At 72.7% G+C, this 15,498-nt stretch carries 18 protein-coding genes and 1 rRNA gene; 2 read left to right on the top strand and 17 right to left on the bottom strand.

Annotated features, from left to right (window positions below):
• Positions 1-49 precede the first annotated feature (49 nt).
• Positions 50-940, top strand: a complete 891-nt coding sequence (gluQRS, locus tag ACFQPD_RS07715; protein WP_385899872.1) for a tRNA glutamyl-Q(34) synthetase GluQRS — start codon at positions 50-52, stop codon at positions 938-940.
• Here the strand turns inward: gluQRS and ACFQPD_RS07710 are convergent.
• Complete coding sequence (locus tag ACFQPD_RS07710) at positions 924-1,718, bottom strand: FKBP-type peptidyl-prolyl cis-trans isomerase (RefSeq protein ID WP_385899871.1); 795 nt, start codon at positions 1,716-1,718, stop codon at positions 924-926. The genes gluQRS and ACFQPD_RS07710 overlap by 17 nt on opposite strands.
• A 1-nt stretch (position 1,719) precedes the next feature.
• Between ACFQPD_RS07710 and ACFQPD_RS07705 the strand changes: the two genes are divergently transcribed.
• Positions 1,720-1,932: a hypothetical protein gene (locus ACFQPD_RS07705; RefSeq protein ID WP_385899869.1), complete on the top strand. Its 213-nt coding sequence runs from the start codon at positions 1,720-1,722 to the stop codon at positions 1,930-1,932.
• A gap of 37 nt (positions 1,933-1,969) precedes the next feature.
• Here the strand turns inward: ACFQPD_RS07705 and ACFQPD_RS07700 are convergent, their stop codons facing one another.
• The 16 genes from ACFQPD_RS07700 to rrf all read right to left on the bottom strand — a co-directional run bounded on the left by ACFQPD_RS07700 (position 1,970) and on the right by rrf (position 15,397).
• Positions 1,970-2,710, bottom strand: coding sequence for a pseudouridine synthase (locus ACFQPD_RS07700; protein WP_068750283.1), 741 nt, complete (start codon positions 2,708-2,710; stop codon positions 1,970-1,972).
• On the bottom strand, positions 2,703-3,299 hold the full coding sequence (locus tag ACFQPD_RS07695; protein WP_385899867.1) for an SMC-Scp complex subunit ScpB: 597 nt from the start codon (positions 3,297-3,299) through the stop codon (positions 2,703-2,705). The genes ACFQPD_RS07700 and ACFQPD_RS07695 overlap by 8 nt, the downstream gene beginning before the upstream one ends.
• The gene (locus ACFQPD_RS07690; protein WP_068750288.1) at positions 3,296-4,123 is read right to left on the bottom strand and encodes a ScpA family protein; all 828 of its coding nucleotides are present in this window, start codon (positions 4,121-4,123) and stop codon (positions 3,296-3,298) included. Before ACFQPD_RS07690 ends, ACFQPD_RS07695 begins: the two co-directional genes overlap by 4 nt.
• Positions 4,120-4,461: a hypothetical protein gene (locus ACFQPD_RS07685; RefSeq protein WP_068750290.1), complete on the bottom strand. Its 342-nt coding sequence runs from the start codon at positions 4,459-4,461 to the stop codon at positions 4,120-4,122. Before ACFQPD_RS07685 ends, ACFQPD_RS07690 begins: the two co-directional genes overlap by 4 nt.
• Complete coding sequence (locus ACFQPD_RS07680; protein WP_385899894.1) at positions 4,458-5,297, bottom strand: ParA family protein; 840 nt, start codon at positions 5,295-5,297, stop codon at positions 4,458-4,460. Before ACFQPD_RS07680 ends, ACFQPD_RS07685 begins: the two co-directional genes overlap by 4 nt.
• 144 nt (positions 5,298-5,441) lie before the next feature.
• A complete protein-coding gene (gene xerD, locus ACFQPD_RS07675) occupies positions 5,442-6,356 on the bottom strand; it encodes a site-specific tyrosine recombinase XerD (protein ID WP_385899866.1) in 915 nt (304 codons plus the stop codon).
• On the bottom strand, positions 6,353-6,973 hold the full coding sequence (locus ACFQPD_RS07670) for an NUDIX domain-containing protein (protein ID WP_385899864.1): 621 nt from the start codon (positions 6,971-6,973) through the stop codon (positions 6,353-6,355). The genes xerD and ACFQPD_RS07670 overlap by 4 nt, the downstream gene beginning before the upstream one ends.
• Positions 6,960-8,612: a CTP synthase gene (locus ACFQPD_RS07665; protein WP_385899863.1), complete on the bottom strand. Its 1,653-nt coding sequence runs from the start codon at positions 8,610-8,612 to the stop codon at positions 6,960-6,962. The genes ACFQPD_RS07670 and ACFQPD_RS07665 overlap by 14 nt, the downstream gene beginning before the upstream one ends.
• Before the next feature lie 75 nt (positions 8,613-8,687).
• Complete coding sequence (recN, locus tag ACFQPD_RS07660) at positions 8,688-10,361, bottom strand: DNA repair protein RecN (protein ID WP_353081148.1); 1,674 nt, start codon at positions 10,359-10,361, stop codon at positions 8,688-8,690.
• Positions 10,361-11,257, bottom strand: a complete 897-nt coding sequence (locus ACFQPD_RS07655) for an NAD kinase (RefSeq protein ID WP_385899892.1) — start codon at positions 11,255-11,257, stop codon at positions 10,361-10,363. Before ACFQPD_RS07655 ends, recN begins: the two co-directional genes overlap by 1 nt.
• Before the next feature lie 12 nt (positions 11,258-11,269).
• The gene (locus ACFQPD_RS07650) at positions 11,270-11,986 is read right to left on the bottom strand and encodes a TlyA family RNA methyltransferase (protein WP_385899861.1); all 717 of its coding nucleotides are present in this window, start codon (positions 11,984-11,986) and stop codon (positions 11,270-11,272) included.
• On the bottom strand, positions 11,983-12,192 hold the full coding sequence (locus ACFQPD_RS07645; RefSeq protein ID WP_353081150.1) for a hypothetical protein: 210 nt from the start codon (positions 12,190-12,192) through the stop codon (positions 11,983-11,985). The genes ACFQPD_RS07650 and ACFQPD_RS07645 overlap by 4 nt, the downstream gene beginning before the upstream one ends.
• Positions 12,189-13,178, bottom strand: a complete 990-nt coding sequence (locus ACFQPD_RS07640; RefSeq protein WP_385899860.1) for an HAD-IIA family hydrolase — start codon at positions 13,176-13,178, stop codon at positions 12,189-12,191. The genes ACFQPD_RS07645 and ACFQPD_RS07640 overlap by 4 nt, the downstream gene beginning before the upstream one ends.
• Position 13,179: 1 nt before the next feature.
• A complete protein-coding gene (locus tag ACFQPD_RS07635) occupies positions 13,180-14,136 on the bottom strand; it encodes a hypothetical protein (protein ID WP_385899858.1) in 957 nt (318 codons plus the stop codon).
• Positions 14,094-14,960, bottom strand: coding sequence for a hypothetical protein (locus ACFQPD_RS07630; protein ID WP_385899857.1), 867 nt, complete (start codon positions 14,958-14,960; stop codon positions 14,094-14,096). The genes ACFQPD_RS07635 and ACFQPD_RS07630 overlap by 43 nt, the downstream gene beginning before the upstream one ends.
• 320 nt (positions 14,961-15,280) lie before the next feature.
• Positions 15,281-15,397: ribosomal RNA gene (rrf, locus tag ACFQPD_RS07625) — 5S ribosomal RNA — on the bottom strand.
• Positions 15,398-15,498: the final 101 nt, after the last annotated feature.

Raw genomic sequence — 15,498 nt, 5'->3', positions numbered from 1 at the left:
GCACCTGCCGCCGTGCGGCGGCGACCCGCCCGGTGGCAGCATGGGCGCCATGCATATCGACCGCTACGCGCCCAGTCCGACGTCGGACCTGCACCTGGGCAACCTGCGCACCGCCATGGCGGGCTGGCTGTTGGCGCGCCGCGAGGGCGGGCGCTGGCTGATGCGAGTGGAGGACCTGGACAGGGCGCGGGTCCGGGCGGCGGACGGGACGGAGCGCCGCCAGCTGGACGCCGTGCGTCGGCTGGGGCTCGAGTGGGACGGCGAGGTGGTGCGGCAGTCGGAGCGGCTGGAGCTGTACCGGGCTGCGGTGGCGTCCCTGCCCACGTACGAGTGCTTCTGCACGCGTCGGGAGATCGCGGAGGCGTCCTCGGCTCCGCACGGCGGCTATCGCCCGTACCCGGGCACCTGCCGCGGGCTATCCGACGCCGAGCGGTCCCGGCGCAGGGACGAGCGGCCGCCCGCGATCCGGGTGGACTCCGGTGGTGCGGAGTTCACGGTCATCGACGCCACGGCCGGCGAGGTGACGGGCCCGGTCGACGACTTCGTGCTGGTCCGCAACGACGGACAGTTCGCGTACAACCTGGCCGTGGTCGTCGACGACATCGACATGGGGGTGACGCACATCACCCGCGGCGTGGACCTGCTGGAGTCGGCGCCGCGCCAGGCGTGGCTCACCCGGCAGCTGGGCGGCTCCCCCTCGAGGTACGCCCACATCGGCCTGGTGGTCAATCCCCGCGGCGAGCGCCTCGCCAAGCGCGACGGCGCGGTGACGCCCGACGATCTGGGCCTGGAACCGGCGGAGGCGGTGGCGCTGCTCGCGTCGTCGCTGGGGCTGGGTCCGTGCCGGAGCATGGACGAAGCGCTGGCCGCCATGCCAGGCGACCTGCGCTTCGTCGGGGGCGCGGTGTGGTCCGAGGGGGCGCTCAGCCCGTCACGTTAAGCAGGTCGATGACGTAGATGAGCGTCTGACCGGGGGCCAGCGACGGGGTGGCCTGCGGCAGGCCGTCCGGGTACGCCTTGTCCGGGGGAACGACGAGCAGGACGCGCGATCCGGCGGTCTGCCCGATGAGACCCTCGCTCCAGCCCGCGATGAGGTCGGCGACGGGGCCCTCCTGCGGCTGCCAGGCGTCCTGCCACAGCGTGCCGTCGTACGTCCACGCCCGGTAGCGGACCTGGATGGTCGACTCCGCGGTCACGGGGGCGCCGGGGCCCTTGATGAGCGGCTGCACCGTCAAGGTGGTGGGGGCGGCGGTGCCGGTGGGCACCGCGATCTCCGGCTTGCCGTCGGTCATCGTCACGGTCGGCAGGCCCGCGGCGGGCGCGACGGTCTCGCCGGTGGCGTCGTCGAAGTTGGCCGACAGGATGTCGACCACGAACACGATGCTGTCGCCCGCCTGGATGCTGCCGTCGGGCGTGCCGTCAGGGTAGCCGTCCTCGCTGGGCATCCCGATGAGCACCCGGGACCCGACGGCCTGGCCCTCGAGCCCCTTCTGGAAGCCCGGCACGACGCCCTGCAGCGGGAAGGTGGCCGGCTCGCCGCGCTCATAGGAGCTGTCGAAGATCTCGCCCGTGGTGCCGTTGACGCCGACGTAGTTGATCGTCACCACCGAGGACTCGGTGAGCATCTGCTCGCCGCCCGGCTTGAGGACCTTCGACTGCGTCGACGCGATGCCCCACGGCGCTGGCACCGTGACCTCGGGGGTCTCGCCGTCGCTCACCGTGACCAGGCTGAGGTCCGGCGACGGGCTCACCGACTGCGACGGGCTGGGGCTGACGCTCGGGCTGGGGCTCCCGCTGGCCGAGGGCGATGCGGACACCGACGGCGACGCGCTCGGCGAGGCCGTCTCGTCGGCGTCCGAGCAGGCGGACAGGGCGATCAGGGACACGGCGGCCGCGCCGGCCAAGGCTCGGCGGAGCGTGCGGGCGGAGTGAGTCACGCCCGGAATGCTAGCCCAGGGCCCCAAAGGACCTACAGCTGGACCAGGTCGAGCAGCGCGCCGAGCTCCTCGCGGGTGAGGTCGCGCGTCTCGCCGGAGCGCAGATTCCCGAGCCGGATCGGGCCGATGCCCGTGCGCGACAGCCGGTCGACCGGATGCCCGACGGCGTCGAACATGCGGCGCACCACGCGGTTGCGGCCCTCGTGCAGCGTGACCGAGACCATCGTGCGGTCGGCGGCGCGGGAGATCAGCTTGACCTTGTCCGGCTTGACCGGCCCGTCCTCGAGCGTCACGCCCTTCTCGAGCCGCTTGAGCGTGCGGTTGTCCATGACGCCGGCCGCCTGGACGACGTAGGTCTTGGGGACCTCGTAGCTGGGGTGGGCGAGCCGGTGCGCGAAGTCGCCGTCGTTGGTCAGGACGATGAGGCCCTCGGTCTCGGTGTCGAGGCGGCCGACGTGGAACAGCCGCTCCTTGGTGCGCGGCAGGTAGTCCGCCAGCGTCCGGCGCCCCTCCGGGTCCTCCATGGTCGACACGACGCCCCGGGGCTTGTTCAGCACCAGGTACAGGTGGCGGCGCGGCGGCGGGATGCGGGCGCCGTCGACGCGGATGTGGTCGGTCTCGGGGTTGACCCGGCGGCCCTGCTCGGTCACGACCTGGCCGTTGACCTCGACCCGCCCCTCGTCGATGAGGATCTCGCTGGCGCGCCGCGAGGCGATCCCTGCTGAGGCCAGCACCTTCTGCAGGCGGATGCCCTCGGTCTCGTCGTCAGCCATCGCTCGTCTCCTTCGTCACCTGGGCGGCTTCCGCCGCCTCCGCCGCGGCCATCTGACCGAGCTCAGCCTCCAAGGCTACGGCGTCGGGCAGGAGCGGTGCCAGGTCGGGCAGTTCCCGCAGCGAGTTCAGGCCCAGCTTCTGCAGGAACAGGGGGGTCGTGCCGAACGTCACGGCGCCTGTGACGGGGTCCTCCCCCGTCTCCGTGATCAGCCCGCGGACCAGCAGCGTCTTGACGACGCCGTCGACGTTGACGCCGCGCACCGCCGCCACCCGGCCTCGCGACACCGGCTGCAGGTAGGCGATGACCGACAGCGTCTCCAGCGCCGCCTGCGTGAGCCGGGACCGCTGGTCGGACACGAGCCAGGCCTCGAGGACGTCCGCGACCGCCGGGTCGGTGGCGAAGCGCCATCCCCCGGCCACGGCGCGCAGGCGGATGCCGCGGCCGTGCTCGTCGTAGAAGTCCGCGATGGCCGCGAGGTCGCGCTCGACGTCGGGCAGCGGCGCGTCCAACGCCGCCGCGAGGTCCGCGGCCGCCACCGGCTCGGTGGCCATGAGGAGCATGGCCTCGAGGGCGGGGATCAGACTCATGTGTCCTCCAGTTCCGGTTGGGGGCCGTAGTCGTCGACGACGTCCGCGGTTCGCTCGTCGCCGGCCGTCCAGCGCACGGTGAGCTCGCCGAGCGGGGTCAGCTGTTCCAGGGCCACCTGCCGGGCGCGGAAGAGCTCGAGCACCGCCAGGAAGCGCACCACCACCGTGAGCCTGTCGCAGCCATCGACGAGGGACCGGAAGGTGGCGCCGCCTCCGCGGCGCAGCCGGTCCGCGATGTGGGCGACCTCGTCGGCGAGGCTGACCGAGCCGCCGTGCAGGTGGGTCAGTTCGACGACGGGCTCGGGCCGCGGCGCCATCGCTGCCGCAGCGAGCCGGGCGACGTCCTCGGGCGTGAGCGGCAGCTCCACCTCGGGCATGACCGCGCGGAACTGCTCCTCCAGCCCGCCGGGTCGCCAATGCGTGGTCTCCGCGGCGGTCATGGTCGCCTCGATCCACGCGGCCACCTGCTTGAACGCCCGGTACTGCAGGAGCCGCGCGAACAGCAGGTCGCGGGCCTCCAGCGCGGCGATGTCCTCGGGATCGGTCACCTCGCCGCCGGGCAGCAGCCGGGCGGCCTTGAGGTCCAGCAGCGTGGAGGCGACCACCAGGAACGCGCTCGTCTTGTCCAGGTCCCAGACCTCGCCGCCGACCTTGACGTAGGCGATGAACTCGTCGGTGACCTGGCTGAGCGCCACCTCGGTGATGTCGAGCTCGCGGCGCGTGATGAGCTGCAGCAGCAGGTCGAACGGGCCCTCGAAGTTCGTGAGGCGCACCTCGAAGCCCGCGACGGCGTCGGGGCGCTCCGAGGAGCGGGAGCGGCTCACTGCCGCTCGGTGAGCTCGCTGACCAGGAAGCTGTCCGCCCCGTTCGCGGCGAGGTCGGCCACGGCGCGCGCCACGGCCACGCGGACGATGCGACCGCGGTCGACGCGGATGCCGTGCGCGCGGCGCAGGTCCAGGTTGGCGTCCTCGAGGGCCAGCAGCTCGTCGTCGCTGAAGTAGACCGTGATCTTCTGGGTGTGGCGGACGCGGCCCGTCGGTGCCGGCTGGGCCGGCTCGGCGGCGTCCGGCGACGGCTCGGCGGGCCGGGCCTCGACGGGGGCGGGCTGGCGGGTGGGCCGGAACAGCTCGGAGGCGCCGGGCAGCGAGGCGCGCCGGTTCACCGGTCCTGGCATCTGAGCAGCACCTCCCGGGCCAGCTGGCGGAAGGCGTCCGCGCCGGGGGACGCCGAGGCGTACGTGGTGATGGGCTCGCCCGCCACCGTCGTCTCGGGGAACTTGATGGTGCGGCGGATCACCGTGTGGAACACGTCTTCGCCGAACGCCTGCACGACGCGCTCCAGGACCTCGCGGCTGTGGAGGGTGCGCGAGTCGTACATGGTGCCCAGGATGCCCAGCAGTTCGAGGTCCGGGTTGAGCCGGTCCTGCACCTTGCCGATGGTGTCGGTGAGTAGCGCCACGCCGCGCAGCGCGAAGAACTCGCACTCCAGCGGGATGATGACGTGGTCGCTGGCCGTCAGGGCGTTGATGGTGAGCAGGCCCAGGCTGGGCGCGCAGTCGATGAGGATGAAGTCGTAGTCGCCGCGCAGCTTCGCCAGGACCCGCGACAGCGTCTGTTCGCGCGCCACCTCGCTCACCAGCTGCACCTCGGCCGCCGACAGGTCGATGTTGCTGGGCAGCACGTCCAGCCCGTCGACCGAGGTGGGGGTGATCACCTCGTGCGGGTCCACGCCGCGCGTCAGGAGCAGGTTGTAGATCGACGTGTCGAGCGTGTGCGGGTTGACGCCGAGCCCCACGGACAGCGACCCCTGGGGGTCGAAGTCGACCAGGAGCACACGGCGCCCCAGCTCGGCCAGCGCGGCGCCCAGGTTGATGGTGGTCGTGGTCTTGCCCACGCCGCCCTTCTGGTTGCACATCGAGATGATGGTGGCGCGCTTACGTCCGGGCGCCACGGGGGGCGGCTCGGGGAAGTCGGGTAGGGGGCGGCCCGTCGGCCCCATGACGCCGGTGTCCACGAGGGTGGACGACTCTGGCGCGTCCGGGACGCTGAACCGTGGCTCGTCGAACAGCCCGTCTTCCGCCACCTGGGCCTCCTCGTCTCGGGTGCGAACCACCCTAGTATGCCCGCACTGCGTTCGCCGTGGTCACCGGGCACGGGGGTGCGCCGCCGCATGCACCTCGCGGAGGTGCTCGATGGTCACCAGGGTGTAGATCTGCGTGGTGGCGACCGAGGCGTGGCCGAGCAGTTCCTGGACGGCGCGCAGGTCCGCGCCGCCGTCGAGCAGGTGGGTCGCGAAGGAGTGGCGCAGCGAGTGCGGGGACACCTCGACGGTGAGGCCGGCGGCCCGCGCCGCCTGCTGGAGGACGGCCCAGGCCGACTGGCGGCTCAGGCGTCGCCCCCGCTGATTGAGCAGCAGCGCGGGATCGTGCCGCGCGGCCGCCGCGGCGAGCGTCGGCCGGGCGCGCACGAGATAGGCCTCGACGGCCGTCGCCGCGTAGCTGCCGAGCGGCACCATCCGTTCCTTACCGCCCTTGCCGCGCAGGAGCAGACCGGCATCACGGTCTGCGAGGGCCGCCGACACCTCGTCGACGTCGAGCCCGCACACCTCGGAGACGCGGGCGCCGGTGCCGTAGAGCAGCTCGAGCAGCGCCGCGTCGCGCAGGCCGACGACGTCGTCGCGGTCCGGCGCGTCGAGCATGCGCGTCACCTCGTCGACGGTGAGGGCCTTGGGCAGTCGCTGGGTCAGCTTCGGCGGGGAGACGTCGACCGCCGGGTTCCCCGGGGCCAGGCCCTCCGCCGCGGCGAAGCGGTGCAGGGTGCGGACGCTCACCACCTGCCGGGCGACCGACGACCTGGCCTGCGTGGCGCTGAGGTGCCGCACGAACTCGGTGACGTCGACCGGCGTGACGTCGTCGAGGTCGGTGACGCCGCGGTCGGCGAGGAAGCCGGTGTAGCGGGCGAGGTCGCGGCGGTAGGCGGCCACGGTGTTGGCGGCCAGCCCACGCTCGGCCCGCACGTGGTCCAGGTACTGCGCGACCGCGTCCGCGACGCCGGTCACCGCCGGATGGGCCAGTCTGCGTCCGGGGACCGCAGGCCCTGGAGCCGCCCGGCCAGGCGGCTCGTCTCGAGCGCGAGCACCCCCGCCACCAGGGTGGGGCTCTGGCAGCGGCCGTCGAGGATGGCGGACACCAACTCGCCCCGGTCCACCCAGTCCCAGCTCATGTGGGCCTCCTCCCCCTCCAGCACGAAGCCGTGCGGGCGGGAGGCGGGACGCAGGTCCCGGGCAAGGAAGATCCGCAGGGACTCCTCGCAGGCGCCGGGCGTGGTGCACATGTCGACGAGTACGTCCCAGCGGTCGGCGGCGAGCTCGGCCTCCTCCGCGAGTTCCCGCTGCGCGGCGGTCACCCACGACTCCCCGTCGAGGTCGAGGAGCCCGGCCGGGATCTCGACCAGCTCCATGCGCACGGGGTGCCGGTACTGGCGCAGCACGGCGATCCGGTCGGCGTCCTCGTCCCAGGCCACGACGGCGACGGCGCCCGGGTGCGTGAGGTACTGCCGCGTGATGAGCTCTCCGGACGGGGTCTCGATCTCCTCGTCGACGAACGCGGAGACGCGGCCCTCGCCGAGGACCGTGCGCGACCGGACCGGCCAGCTCATCGGTTCATCGGTCACCATGGGCGCCCTCCTGTCGGGTGATGGCCGCCGCGATCAGGCCCGCGAACAGCGGATGCGGCCGCGTGGGTCGGGACTTCAGCTCGGGGTGGGCCTGGGTCCCAACGTAGTACGGGTGGATGTCGGCGGGGAGCTCGACGAACTCGACGAGCGCCCCGTCGGGCGAGGTGCCGGAGATGACCAAACCGGCCGCGGCGAGCCGGTCGCGGTAGGCGTTGTTGACCTCGTAGCGGTGGCGATGCCGCTCCGTGACGTGCGTGGCGCCGTAGGCGCGCGCCACCTGGCTGCCCTCGGTCAGCGTCGCCGGGTAGGACCCCAGCCGCATGGTGCCGCCGAGGTCGCCGCCGCCGCCGACGATGTCGACCTGTTCCGCCATCGTCGCGACGACGGGGTCGGGCGTGTGGGGGTCGAACTCGCTGGAGGCGGCGTCAGGGATACCGGCGAGGTTGCGGGCCGCCTCGATGACCATGCACTGCAGACCGAGGCACAGGCCGAGCGTGGGGATGCCGTGTTCGCGGGCATAGGTCAGGGCGCCCAGCTTCCCCTCGACGCCGCGGATGCCGAAGCCGCCGGGGACGCACACGGCGTCGACGTCGCCCAGGCGCTCGGCGGCCCCGTGGGGGGTCGCGCAGTCGTCGGACGGCACCCACCGGATGTGGACGCGGGCGCGGTGGGCGAAGCCGGCGGCGCGCAGGGCCTCCGACACCGACAGGTAGGCGTCCGGCAGGTCGATGTACTTGCCGACGAGCGCGACCGTGACGTGGTGCGTCGGGTGCTCGACGCGCTCGAGCAGGTCGTCCCAGGCCCGCCAGTTGACGTCGCGGAAGCTGAGGTTGAGCCGGCGCACGACGTAGGCGTCGAGGCCCTCTCCGTGCAGGACTCGCGGGATGGCGTAGATGCTCGGGGCGTCGGGGCAGCTGACGACCGCCTCCTCGTCGACGTCGCACATCAGGGCGATCTTGCGCTTGAGGCCCTCGGAGATGGGCTGTTCCGAGCGGCACACGATGGCGTCGGGCTGGATGCCGACCTGGCGCAGCGCGGCGACCGAGTGCTGGGTGGGCTTGGTCTTCATCTCGCCCGACGGCTTGATGTACGGCACGAGTGAGACGTGCAGGAAGAAGACGTTGGCCCGGCCGATCTCGTGGCGCACCTGTCGGGCGGCCTCCAGGAAGGGCAGGGATTCGATGTCGCCGACCGTGCCGCCGATCTCGTGGATGACGACGTCGACCCCATCGGCCTCCATCGCCATCATGCGGTCGCGGATCTCACCGGTGATGTGCGGGATCACCTGGACGGTGTCGCCGAGGTAGTCGCCGCGGCGTTCCTTCGCGATGACCGTCGAGTAGACCTTGCCGGTAGTGACGTTGGCGTCGCCGCTCAGATCGACGTCGAGGAAGCGCTCGTAGTGGCCGATGTCGAGGTCCGTCTCCGCCCCGTCCTCGGTGACGAACACCTCACCGTGCTGGAAGGGGTTCATGGTGCCGGGATCGACGTTGAGGTACGGGTCGAGCTTCTGCATGGTGACGCGCAGTCCGCGGGCGACGAGCAGGTTTCCCAGGCTCGAGGCGGTCAGTCCCTTGCCGAGCGAGGAGACGACGCCCCCGGTCACGAACACGTGCTTGGTGATCTTCGAGTTGTCCACGGAACTCCAGCCTATGGCGCGGCGGCGGGCGGTGCCCCGGCGCGCCGTGCCCGAAACGAGACCGTAACACCCGGCTCAGGCGCGGCGGGCGCGCGCCAGCAGCTCGGCCGCGTGCTCCAGGCCGGACGCCGATGCCGCGTCGCCGCCCATCATCCGGGCCAGTTCGGCGGCCCGCTCCTCGTCGTCGAGCGCCCGCACGCCGGAGGTCGTCACCTGGCCGTCGGAGGCCTTGTGCACGACGAAGTGCCGGTCGGCGAACGCGGCCACCTGGGCCAGGTGCGTCACGACGATGACCTGGGACACGGCGGCGAGCCGCTGCAGCCGCCGCCCGATCTCCACGCCGACGGCGCCGCCGACACCCGCGTCGACCTCGTCGAACACGAACGTGTGGCCGGCCGAGTCGTCCGCGAGCACCACCTCGAGGGCGAGCCTGACGCGCGACAGCTCGCCGCCGGAGGCCACCTTCGCCAGGGGCGCGGGCGCGGAGCCGGGGTTGGCCGAGAACAGCAGCTCGATGCGGTCGGCGCCGTGGGGTCCGAGGGGGGCCTCGTCGATGGCGAAGCGCAGCTGGGCGTGCGGCATGGCGAGCGCGGCGAGCTCCGCCTTGACGCGCGCTTCGAGGTCGAGCGCCGCCGCCCGGCGGGCCGTCGAGATGTCCGCGGCGTCGGCTGCGAGCTGCCGGTCCAGCGCCGCGACCCGTCCGGCGAGCTCGTCGATGCGGGCGTCGCTACCGGTGAGCGCCTCGAGGCGGGAGCGGGCGTCGTCCGCCCAGGCCAGCACATCGTCGATCGTGGCACCGTACTTGCGGGTGAGCCCGGCGAGCTGGGCGCGGCGCTGCCCGACTGCCTCGAGGCGCAACGGGTCCGCGACGAGGTCGTCGAGGTAGCCCGCGACATCGGCCGCGAGGTCCGTGACGAGCATGGCTGCCTCGACGGAGCGCGCGGCGAGCGGCGCGGCGGCGTCGTCGCGGTCGGCCAGCGTCGCCAGGGTCTTGCGGGTCTGCCCGATGAGCGCCACGGCGCTGGGCAGGTCGAAGTCGGTTTCGGTGCCGCTCAGCGCGGTCTGCGCGGCGGCCGCGAGGGCGCGGAGGTCGTCGAGGTCGCTCAGCCTGGCCTGCTCCGCGGCCAGCGCATCGTCCTCCCCGGAGACGGGCTCCACGGCGTCGATCTCGGCGAGCCCGAACCGCAGCAGATCCTCCTCGCGCGCCCGTTCCATGGCGGCCGCCCGCAGCGCGGCCAGTTCCGCCTCGGCCGCGCGACGCTCGGCGTACGCCGCGCGGTAGGGCTCGAGCCTCGCCGGCCGGGCGTGCTGGTCGAGGACCTCGCGTTGGCGTTCGGGAGTGGACAGCCGCATCTGCCCGGACTGGCCGTGGATCGTGGCGACCTCCCCGAGGAGGGCCGCCAGCGTCGCCACCGGCACCCCCGCGCCACCGACGACGGCCCGGGAGCGGCCCTGCTGTGACACCTGGCGCAGCGTGACGACCTCGTCGTCGTCCGCCTCGCCGCCCAGCTCGCGGACCCGGTCGACCAGGTGGCCGGGCAGCACCCAGCGGCCCTCGACGACTGCCCGGTCCCTGCCGCGGCGCACGATGCCGGAGTCGGCGCGGGTGCCGAGTAGGTGGCCCAGGCCGGCGACGAGCATGGTCTTGCCGGCTCCGGTCTCGCCCGTCAGGGCCGTGAGCCCGGGCCCGAGTTCGAGGTCCGCCTCGTCGACGACCCCGAAGGCCGTCAGGCGGAGGGAGGCGAGCATCAGCGCTCGCTGCGGCGGTGCCGCCAGCCGTCGACGGGGAGCGCGAACTTCTTCACGAGTCGGGTCGTGAACGGCTGCTCACCGATGCGGGCGATCCTGACCTGATGCCGGTGGGAGCGCACGCTGATCCACTCCCCCGGCGCCAGGTCATGGCTCCGGCGCCCGTCGCACCACAGGATGCCCGGGGTGCGGGCGCCGTCGGGGAGTTCCAGCCGCACCTCGGACGAGGGGCTGAGGACCATGGGTCGGTTGAAGAGGGCGTGCGCGGCGAGCGGGACGACCAGGATGGCCTGGACGTCGGGCCAGATCACCGGCCCGCCCGCCGAGAAGCCGTAGGCGGTCGATCCCGTGGGGGTCGAGACGAGGACCCCGTCACAGCCCCACCGCGACAGCGGACGGTCGTCGACGCTGACCAGGACGTTCAGCATGCGCTCGCGGGCGATCTTCTCCAGCGACACCTCGTTGACGGCGTGCGAGACCCAGGTCAGCCGGCCATCGGGGTCGCGGACCTCCACCTGGAGCGCGAGGCGCTCCTCGACGAGGTAGAGCCGGTTCGCGACGACGCCGGGCAGCGCGTGGATGTCCGAGGGCTCGAGTTCGGCCAGGAAGCCGACGTGGCCGAGGTTGACCCCGAGCAGCGGGACGCCCAGCGGCATGGCCCACTCCGCGGCACGCAGGATCGTGCCGTCGCCGCCGAAGACGACGGCCAGCTCCGCGGGCGTCCCATCCAGCGGGTGCACTTTCGCGTCCGTGACGCGGGCCCGGATGCGCTCCAGGTCGCCGGGGAACACGACGAAGCCGAACCCCATCGCGTGGAGGTCCGCGATGAACTGGGTGGCCTTCTCGATCGCCTCGTCGCGCTCGGGGTGGACCAGGACGGCCACGGTTCGCTGCATCACGCGTCCACCCTACCGAGTGAGATGCACGAAGTACTCGACGTTGCCGGAGGCGCCGGGCAGGGCGCTGATGCCGCGCCACCGTTCGCGCCAGCCCAGGCGGTTTGCGTCCGCCACCACGGCGTCGACACACGCTCGCCTCAGCGCGTCGTCGCGGACGACGCCACCGGCGCCGAGTGCCTCCCGGCCGACCTCGAACTGCGGCTTGACCAGCAGCAGCGCCGCGCCGTCATCGGTGAGGACCGCCAGGAGGGGCGGGAGGAGGAGGCGCAGGGAGATGAAGGAGACGTCGCCGACGACGAGGTCGACGGGTGCGCCGTCGAGGTGGTCGAGGGTGAGGTCGCGCAGGTTGAGCCCCTCGTGGACGCGCACCCGCGGGTCGTCGCGGACTGGAGCCGCGAGCTGGCCGTGACCGACGTCGACGGCGTACACCACCTCGGCGCCGCGCGCCAGGCACACCTGGGTGAATCCCCCGGTGGAGGCCCCGGCGTCGAGCACGCGGCCGCCGACACGGACGCCCGACGACTCGAGCGCTCCGATGAGCTTGTGGGCGGCCCGCGAGACCCAGGGCTCGACGTCGGCGGCGATGTCGTCCCGGTCGGCCACCCGCTGCGCGGCCTTCGAGGCGGCCGACCCGTTGACGGTCACCCGGCCCGCGGCGATGAGCTCAGCCGCCTGGGCTCGGGAGCGGGCGAGGCCGCGCGCCACGAGCGCCAGGTCGAGTCTCACGGGGCGACGCCGGGGATCCCCAGCTGCCCGACCCCAGGATCGTTGTTGAGGATGGCCGCCAGCACCTGCTGTGCCTCCCCGAGACGTGCCACCTGCGCCTCCAGAGGGGCGTCCTCGACGCCGTCCAGGGCGGCCACGACCTCCTCGACCAGCTGGATCCGCCGGACGTCCGACGGGGCCGCGCTGCGGGGGGTGGGGACGGTCATCGCAGGGTGTCGAGCGAGTTCAGGACGCCGGAGATGTTGACGCCGTAGCGCCAGCGGGCCTGCAGCGCCGCCCACAGTGCGTCGAGCTGCTCGTCGCGCGTGACGGGCCGCGTGGAGAGGAAGCCGCCGGCGTCGGTGAGGTCGATCTCCTGGTACCCGCACACGAAGCGCGAGCCGTTGACGTGGGCCTCCCGCGCGGGCTCGAGCAGCGCGGACGCGTCATAGCCGATGTAGGTCGGCCGGTACTCGGGGGCCGCCTCCGCCAGGTCCGCCTTGCCGTGCGCGCCGGTGAACACGAACAGCGAGTCCATGCCGACGTTGTTGGCCCCGAGGATGTCGGTGTCGGTGCGGTCCCCCACAAAGATGGGATGCGACGCCGACAGGCGCAGCACGGTCTCGTCGAGCAGGGGTCGGTACGGCTTGCCGGCGATTCGAGGGTCGACGTCGACACACGCCCGCACCACCGCGATCTGGGATCCCAGGCCGGGCACGATGCCACGATCGGAGGGCCGGGTGAGGTCGGGGTTGGTCGCGTACCAGGCGGCGCCGCGCTGGACCGCCAGGGCGGCCTCCTCGAGGCGCTGCCACGCGATCGTGGGGTGGTAGCCCTGCACCACCGCGTCAGGCGCGTCGTCGAGGGATGCGACGACGGTGAATCCGGCCTCGCTCAACTGCTGCACGAGGGCGTCGGTCCCGACGGCGAGGATTCTCGCCCCCGCGGGGAGGTCGGCGCCCAGCATGCGCAGCGTGGCCTGGGTCGAGTTGACCACATCGTCGGCATCCGCCCGGATTCCGAGCTCGGTGAGGTGCTCGGCGACCGCGGCCGGCGTGCGGGCGGCGTTGTTGGTGACGAAGCCGAGGCGGGTTCCGCGCGAGCGGAGCTCCTCGAGCGCCACGGCCACACCGTCGACGGCGTAGGGGCCGAGGTAGATCACCCCGTCGAGGTCGAACAGGGCGGCGTCGTAGTCGGCTGCCAGTGCCCGCATGTCAGTGCTGCTCCTCGTCGCTGTCTGGTGCCTGCGCGTCGAACGCGCGTTCGGCATCCTCGTCGTGCTCGTCATCGTCGGCCGGAAGGCCGTCCGAGTCGTCGTCGGGCTCTGCCTCGGCCTCGACGTCGGACTCATCGTCCTCGCCGGCCTCATCGTCGGTGGGCTCGTCGCCCTCGTCGATGGGCTCGCCGGCCCCAGCATCGGTGGACTCGTCGGCCTCGTCGGCCATGGACTCGTCGGCCTCCTCGGCGATGGGCTCGTCCTCCTCCTCGTCCTCGTCCTCGTCGAGGAAGTCGGGCAGGACCACGCCGTCGAGCGTGGCGAGGCGGTCGGAGATGTCGAGTTCGGCGTTCTCATCGAGGGCCGCGGCCGAGGTGAACCACTCCCGCGCGCCTGCCAGGTCGCCGTCCTCCTCCAGGAGGTTGGCGTAGGCGTAGCGCAACCGAGCCTGTCCGAACGGCGGGCCGACGCGGCGGCTGATGGCCGCCTGCAGCAACCGCTTGGCCTCGGCGCGCTGACCGAGATCGGCGCGCACGCCGGCCTCGACGAGGAGGCACTCGATCCGCAGCCACACGTCCTTCGTGGTCGGCGACAGTTCGCCCAGGACCTCCAGTGCGTCACGGGGACGCCCCAGAGCTCGCTCGCAGTCCGCGATGACGGGGATCAGCTCGTCACCGCCACTGAGCCGACGGATGGCCCGGAACTCGCGCAGCGCCACGGCGAACTCGCCTGCGGCGTAGGCCGTCTCGGCGGCGGCCTCGCGGACGATGGGCAGACGACCCGCCCTCCGGCGCGCGGCCTCGGCGTGGCGGAAGGCCAGGTCCGGGTCGACGTCGACGTAGCGTCCGGCGGCCCAGATGTGGGCGCCGACGATCTCGGCCAGTTCCTTGGGCAGACCGCGCAACTCGGCCTTCACGCCTGCCGGGAGCTGGGACTCGACGAAGTCCTGCGGCACGTCGGGCTCGTCCGCGCGGGGGGCGGTGCCGGGATGCGGGACGTAGGGCTGTTCCTCGGTGCGCGGACCCCTGTCGTCCCGGCGCGGGCCTCTGCGGTCGTCGTCGCGACGCGGGCCGGAGCCACGGTTGTCGTCGCGGTTGCCCCAGGGGCGACGCTCACCCTCCTGACGCGGACCGCGCCGGTCATCGTCGCGGCGCGGGCCTCGGCGGTCATCGTCACGGCGGGGACCAGATCCACGGCTATCGTCGCGGTTACCCCACGGACGACGCTCACCCTCCTGACGCGGACCACGCCGGTCATCATCACGGCGGGGACCGGAGCCACGGCTATCGTCGCGGTTACCCCACGGGCGACGCTCACCCTCCTGACGCGGACCCCGCCGGTCATCATCACGGCGGGGACCGGAGCCACGGTTGTCGTCGCGGTTGCCCCAGGGGCGACGCTCGCCCTCCTGACGCGGGCCACGGCGGTCATCGTCGCGGCGCGGGCCTCGGCGGTCGTCGTAACGGCGGGGGCCGGAGCCACGGTTGTCGTCACGGTTACCCCACGGGCGACGCTCACCCTCCTGACGAGGGCCGGAGCCACGGTTGTCGTCACGCTTGCCCCACGGGCGACGCTCACCCTCCTGACGCGGACCACGACGGTCATCATCACGGCGCGGGCCGGAGCCACGGTTGTCGTCACGCTTGCCCCACGGGCGACGGTCACCCTCCTGACGCGGACCCCGCCGGTCATCATCACGACGCGGACCGGAACCACGACTGTCATCGCGGTTGCCCCACGGGCGACGCTCACCCTCCTGACGCGGACCACGACGGTCATCATCGCGCCGCGGCCGTCGATCGTCTCCGCCCGAGCGGGGGCCGCCCTCACGGCGGGGACCGCCGCGCCGATCGTCCCGAGGATCGTGGCGCGGGGTGCGGTTATCGCTAGACATAACGACCATCATCTCAGCACATCGCCGCGGGACCCAAACGGCGCGGGCACGGCGAGGGGGACGGCGCGATCAACGCCGTGCCGACCGCACACGCGGGCGGTGACTGGTCCCTCATCTGCGTGTGGGCATGGAAAAAGCGAGGGGGAAGACACACACACCGGCCAGGCCGGCAGCGCGTCTTCCCCCTCGCTGTATTCAAGTAAGCGTCCGGCGGCGTCCTAGTCTCCCACAGCGTCCCCGCTGCAGTACCATCGGCGCTGAAAGGCTTAACTTCCGGGTTCGGGATGGGACCGGGTGTTTCCCTCTCGCTATGGCCACCGGAACAACCACCACGGTCACCCGTGACTGGTCATGTCCGATCAACACAACACACTATTCACATATAGCTTTCGTGGGCCATGGACCCGGACAACCAGACACGAC

It is taken from the genome of Tessaracoccus sp. O5.2 (assembly GCF_964266725.1).
Classification (GTDB): Bacteria; Actinomycetota; Actinomycetes; order Propionibacteriales; family Propionibacteriaceae; genus Arachnia; species Arachnia lapidicapta.
This window is presented reverse-complemented; position numbering and strand designations above follow the sequence as displayed.

Coding starts and splice junctions, on each gene's coding strand:
- ACFQPD_RS07655 (WP_385899892.1), bottom strand. CDS start 11,257: ATGCAGCGAACCGTGGCCGTCCTGGTCCACCCCGAGCGCGACGAGGCG.
- ACFQPD_RS07700 (WP_068750283.1), bottom strand. CDS start 2,710: ATGGCTGACGACGAGACCGAGGGCATCCGCCTGCAGAAGGTGCTGGCC.
- recN (WP_353081148.1), bottom strand. CDS start 10,361: ATGCTCGCCTCCCTCCGCCTGACGGCCTTCGGGGTCGTCGACGAGGCG.
- ACFQPD_RS07630 (WP_385899857.1), bottom strand. CDS start 14,960: ATGACCGTCGTGGTCCGCGTCAGGAGGGTGAGCGTCGCCCGTGGGGCA.
- ACFQPD_RS07640 (WP_385899860.1), bottom strand. CDS start 13,178: ATGCGGGCACTGGCAGCCGACTACGACGCCGCCCTGTTCGACCTCGAC.
- gluQRS (WP_385899872.1), top strand. CDS start 50: ATGCATATCGACCGCTACGCGCCCAGTCCGACGTCGGACCTGCACCTG.
- ACFQPD_RS07695 (WP_385899867.1), bottom strand. CDS start 3,299: ATGAGTCTGATCCCCGCCCTCGAGGCCATGCTCCTCATGGCCACCGAG.
- ACFQPD_RS07670 (WP_385899864.1), bottom strand. CDS start 6,973: ATGGTGACCGATGAACCGATGAGCTGGCCGGTCCGGTCGCGCACGGTC.
- ACFQPD_RS07680 (WP_385899894.1), bottom strand. CDS start 5,297: ATGGGGCCGACGGGCCGCCCCCTACCCGACTTCCCCGAGCCGCCCCCC.
- ACFQPD_RS07645 (WP_353081150.1), bottom strand. CDS start 12,192: ATGACCGTCCCCACCCCCCGCAGCGCGGCCCCGTCGGACGTCCGGCGG.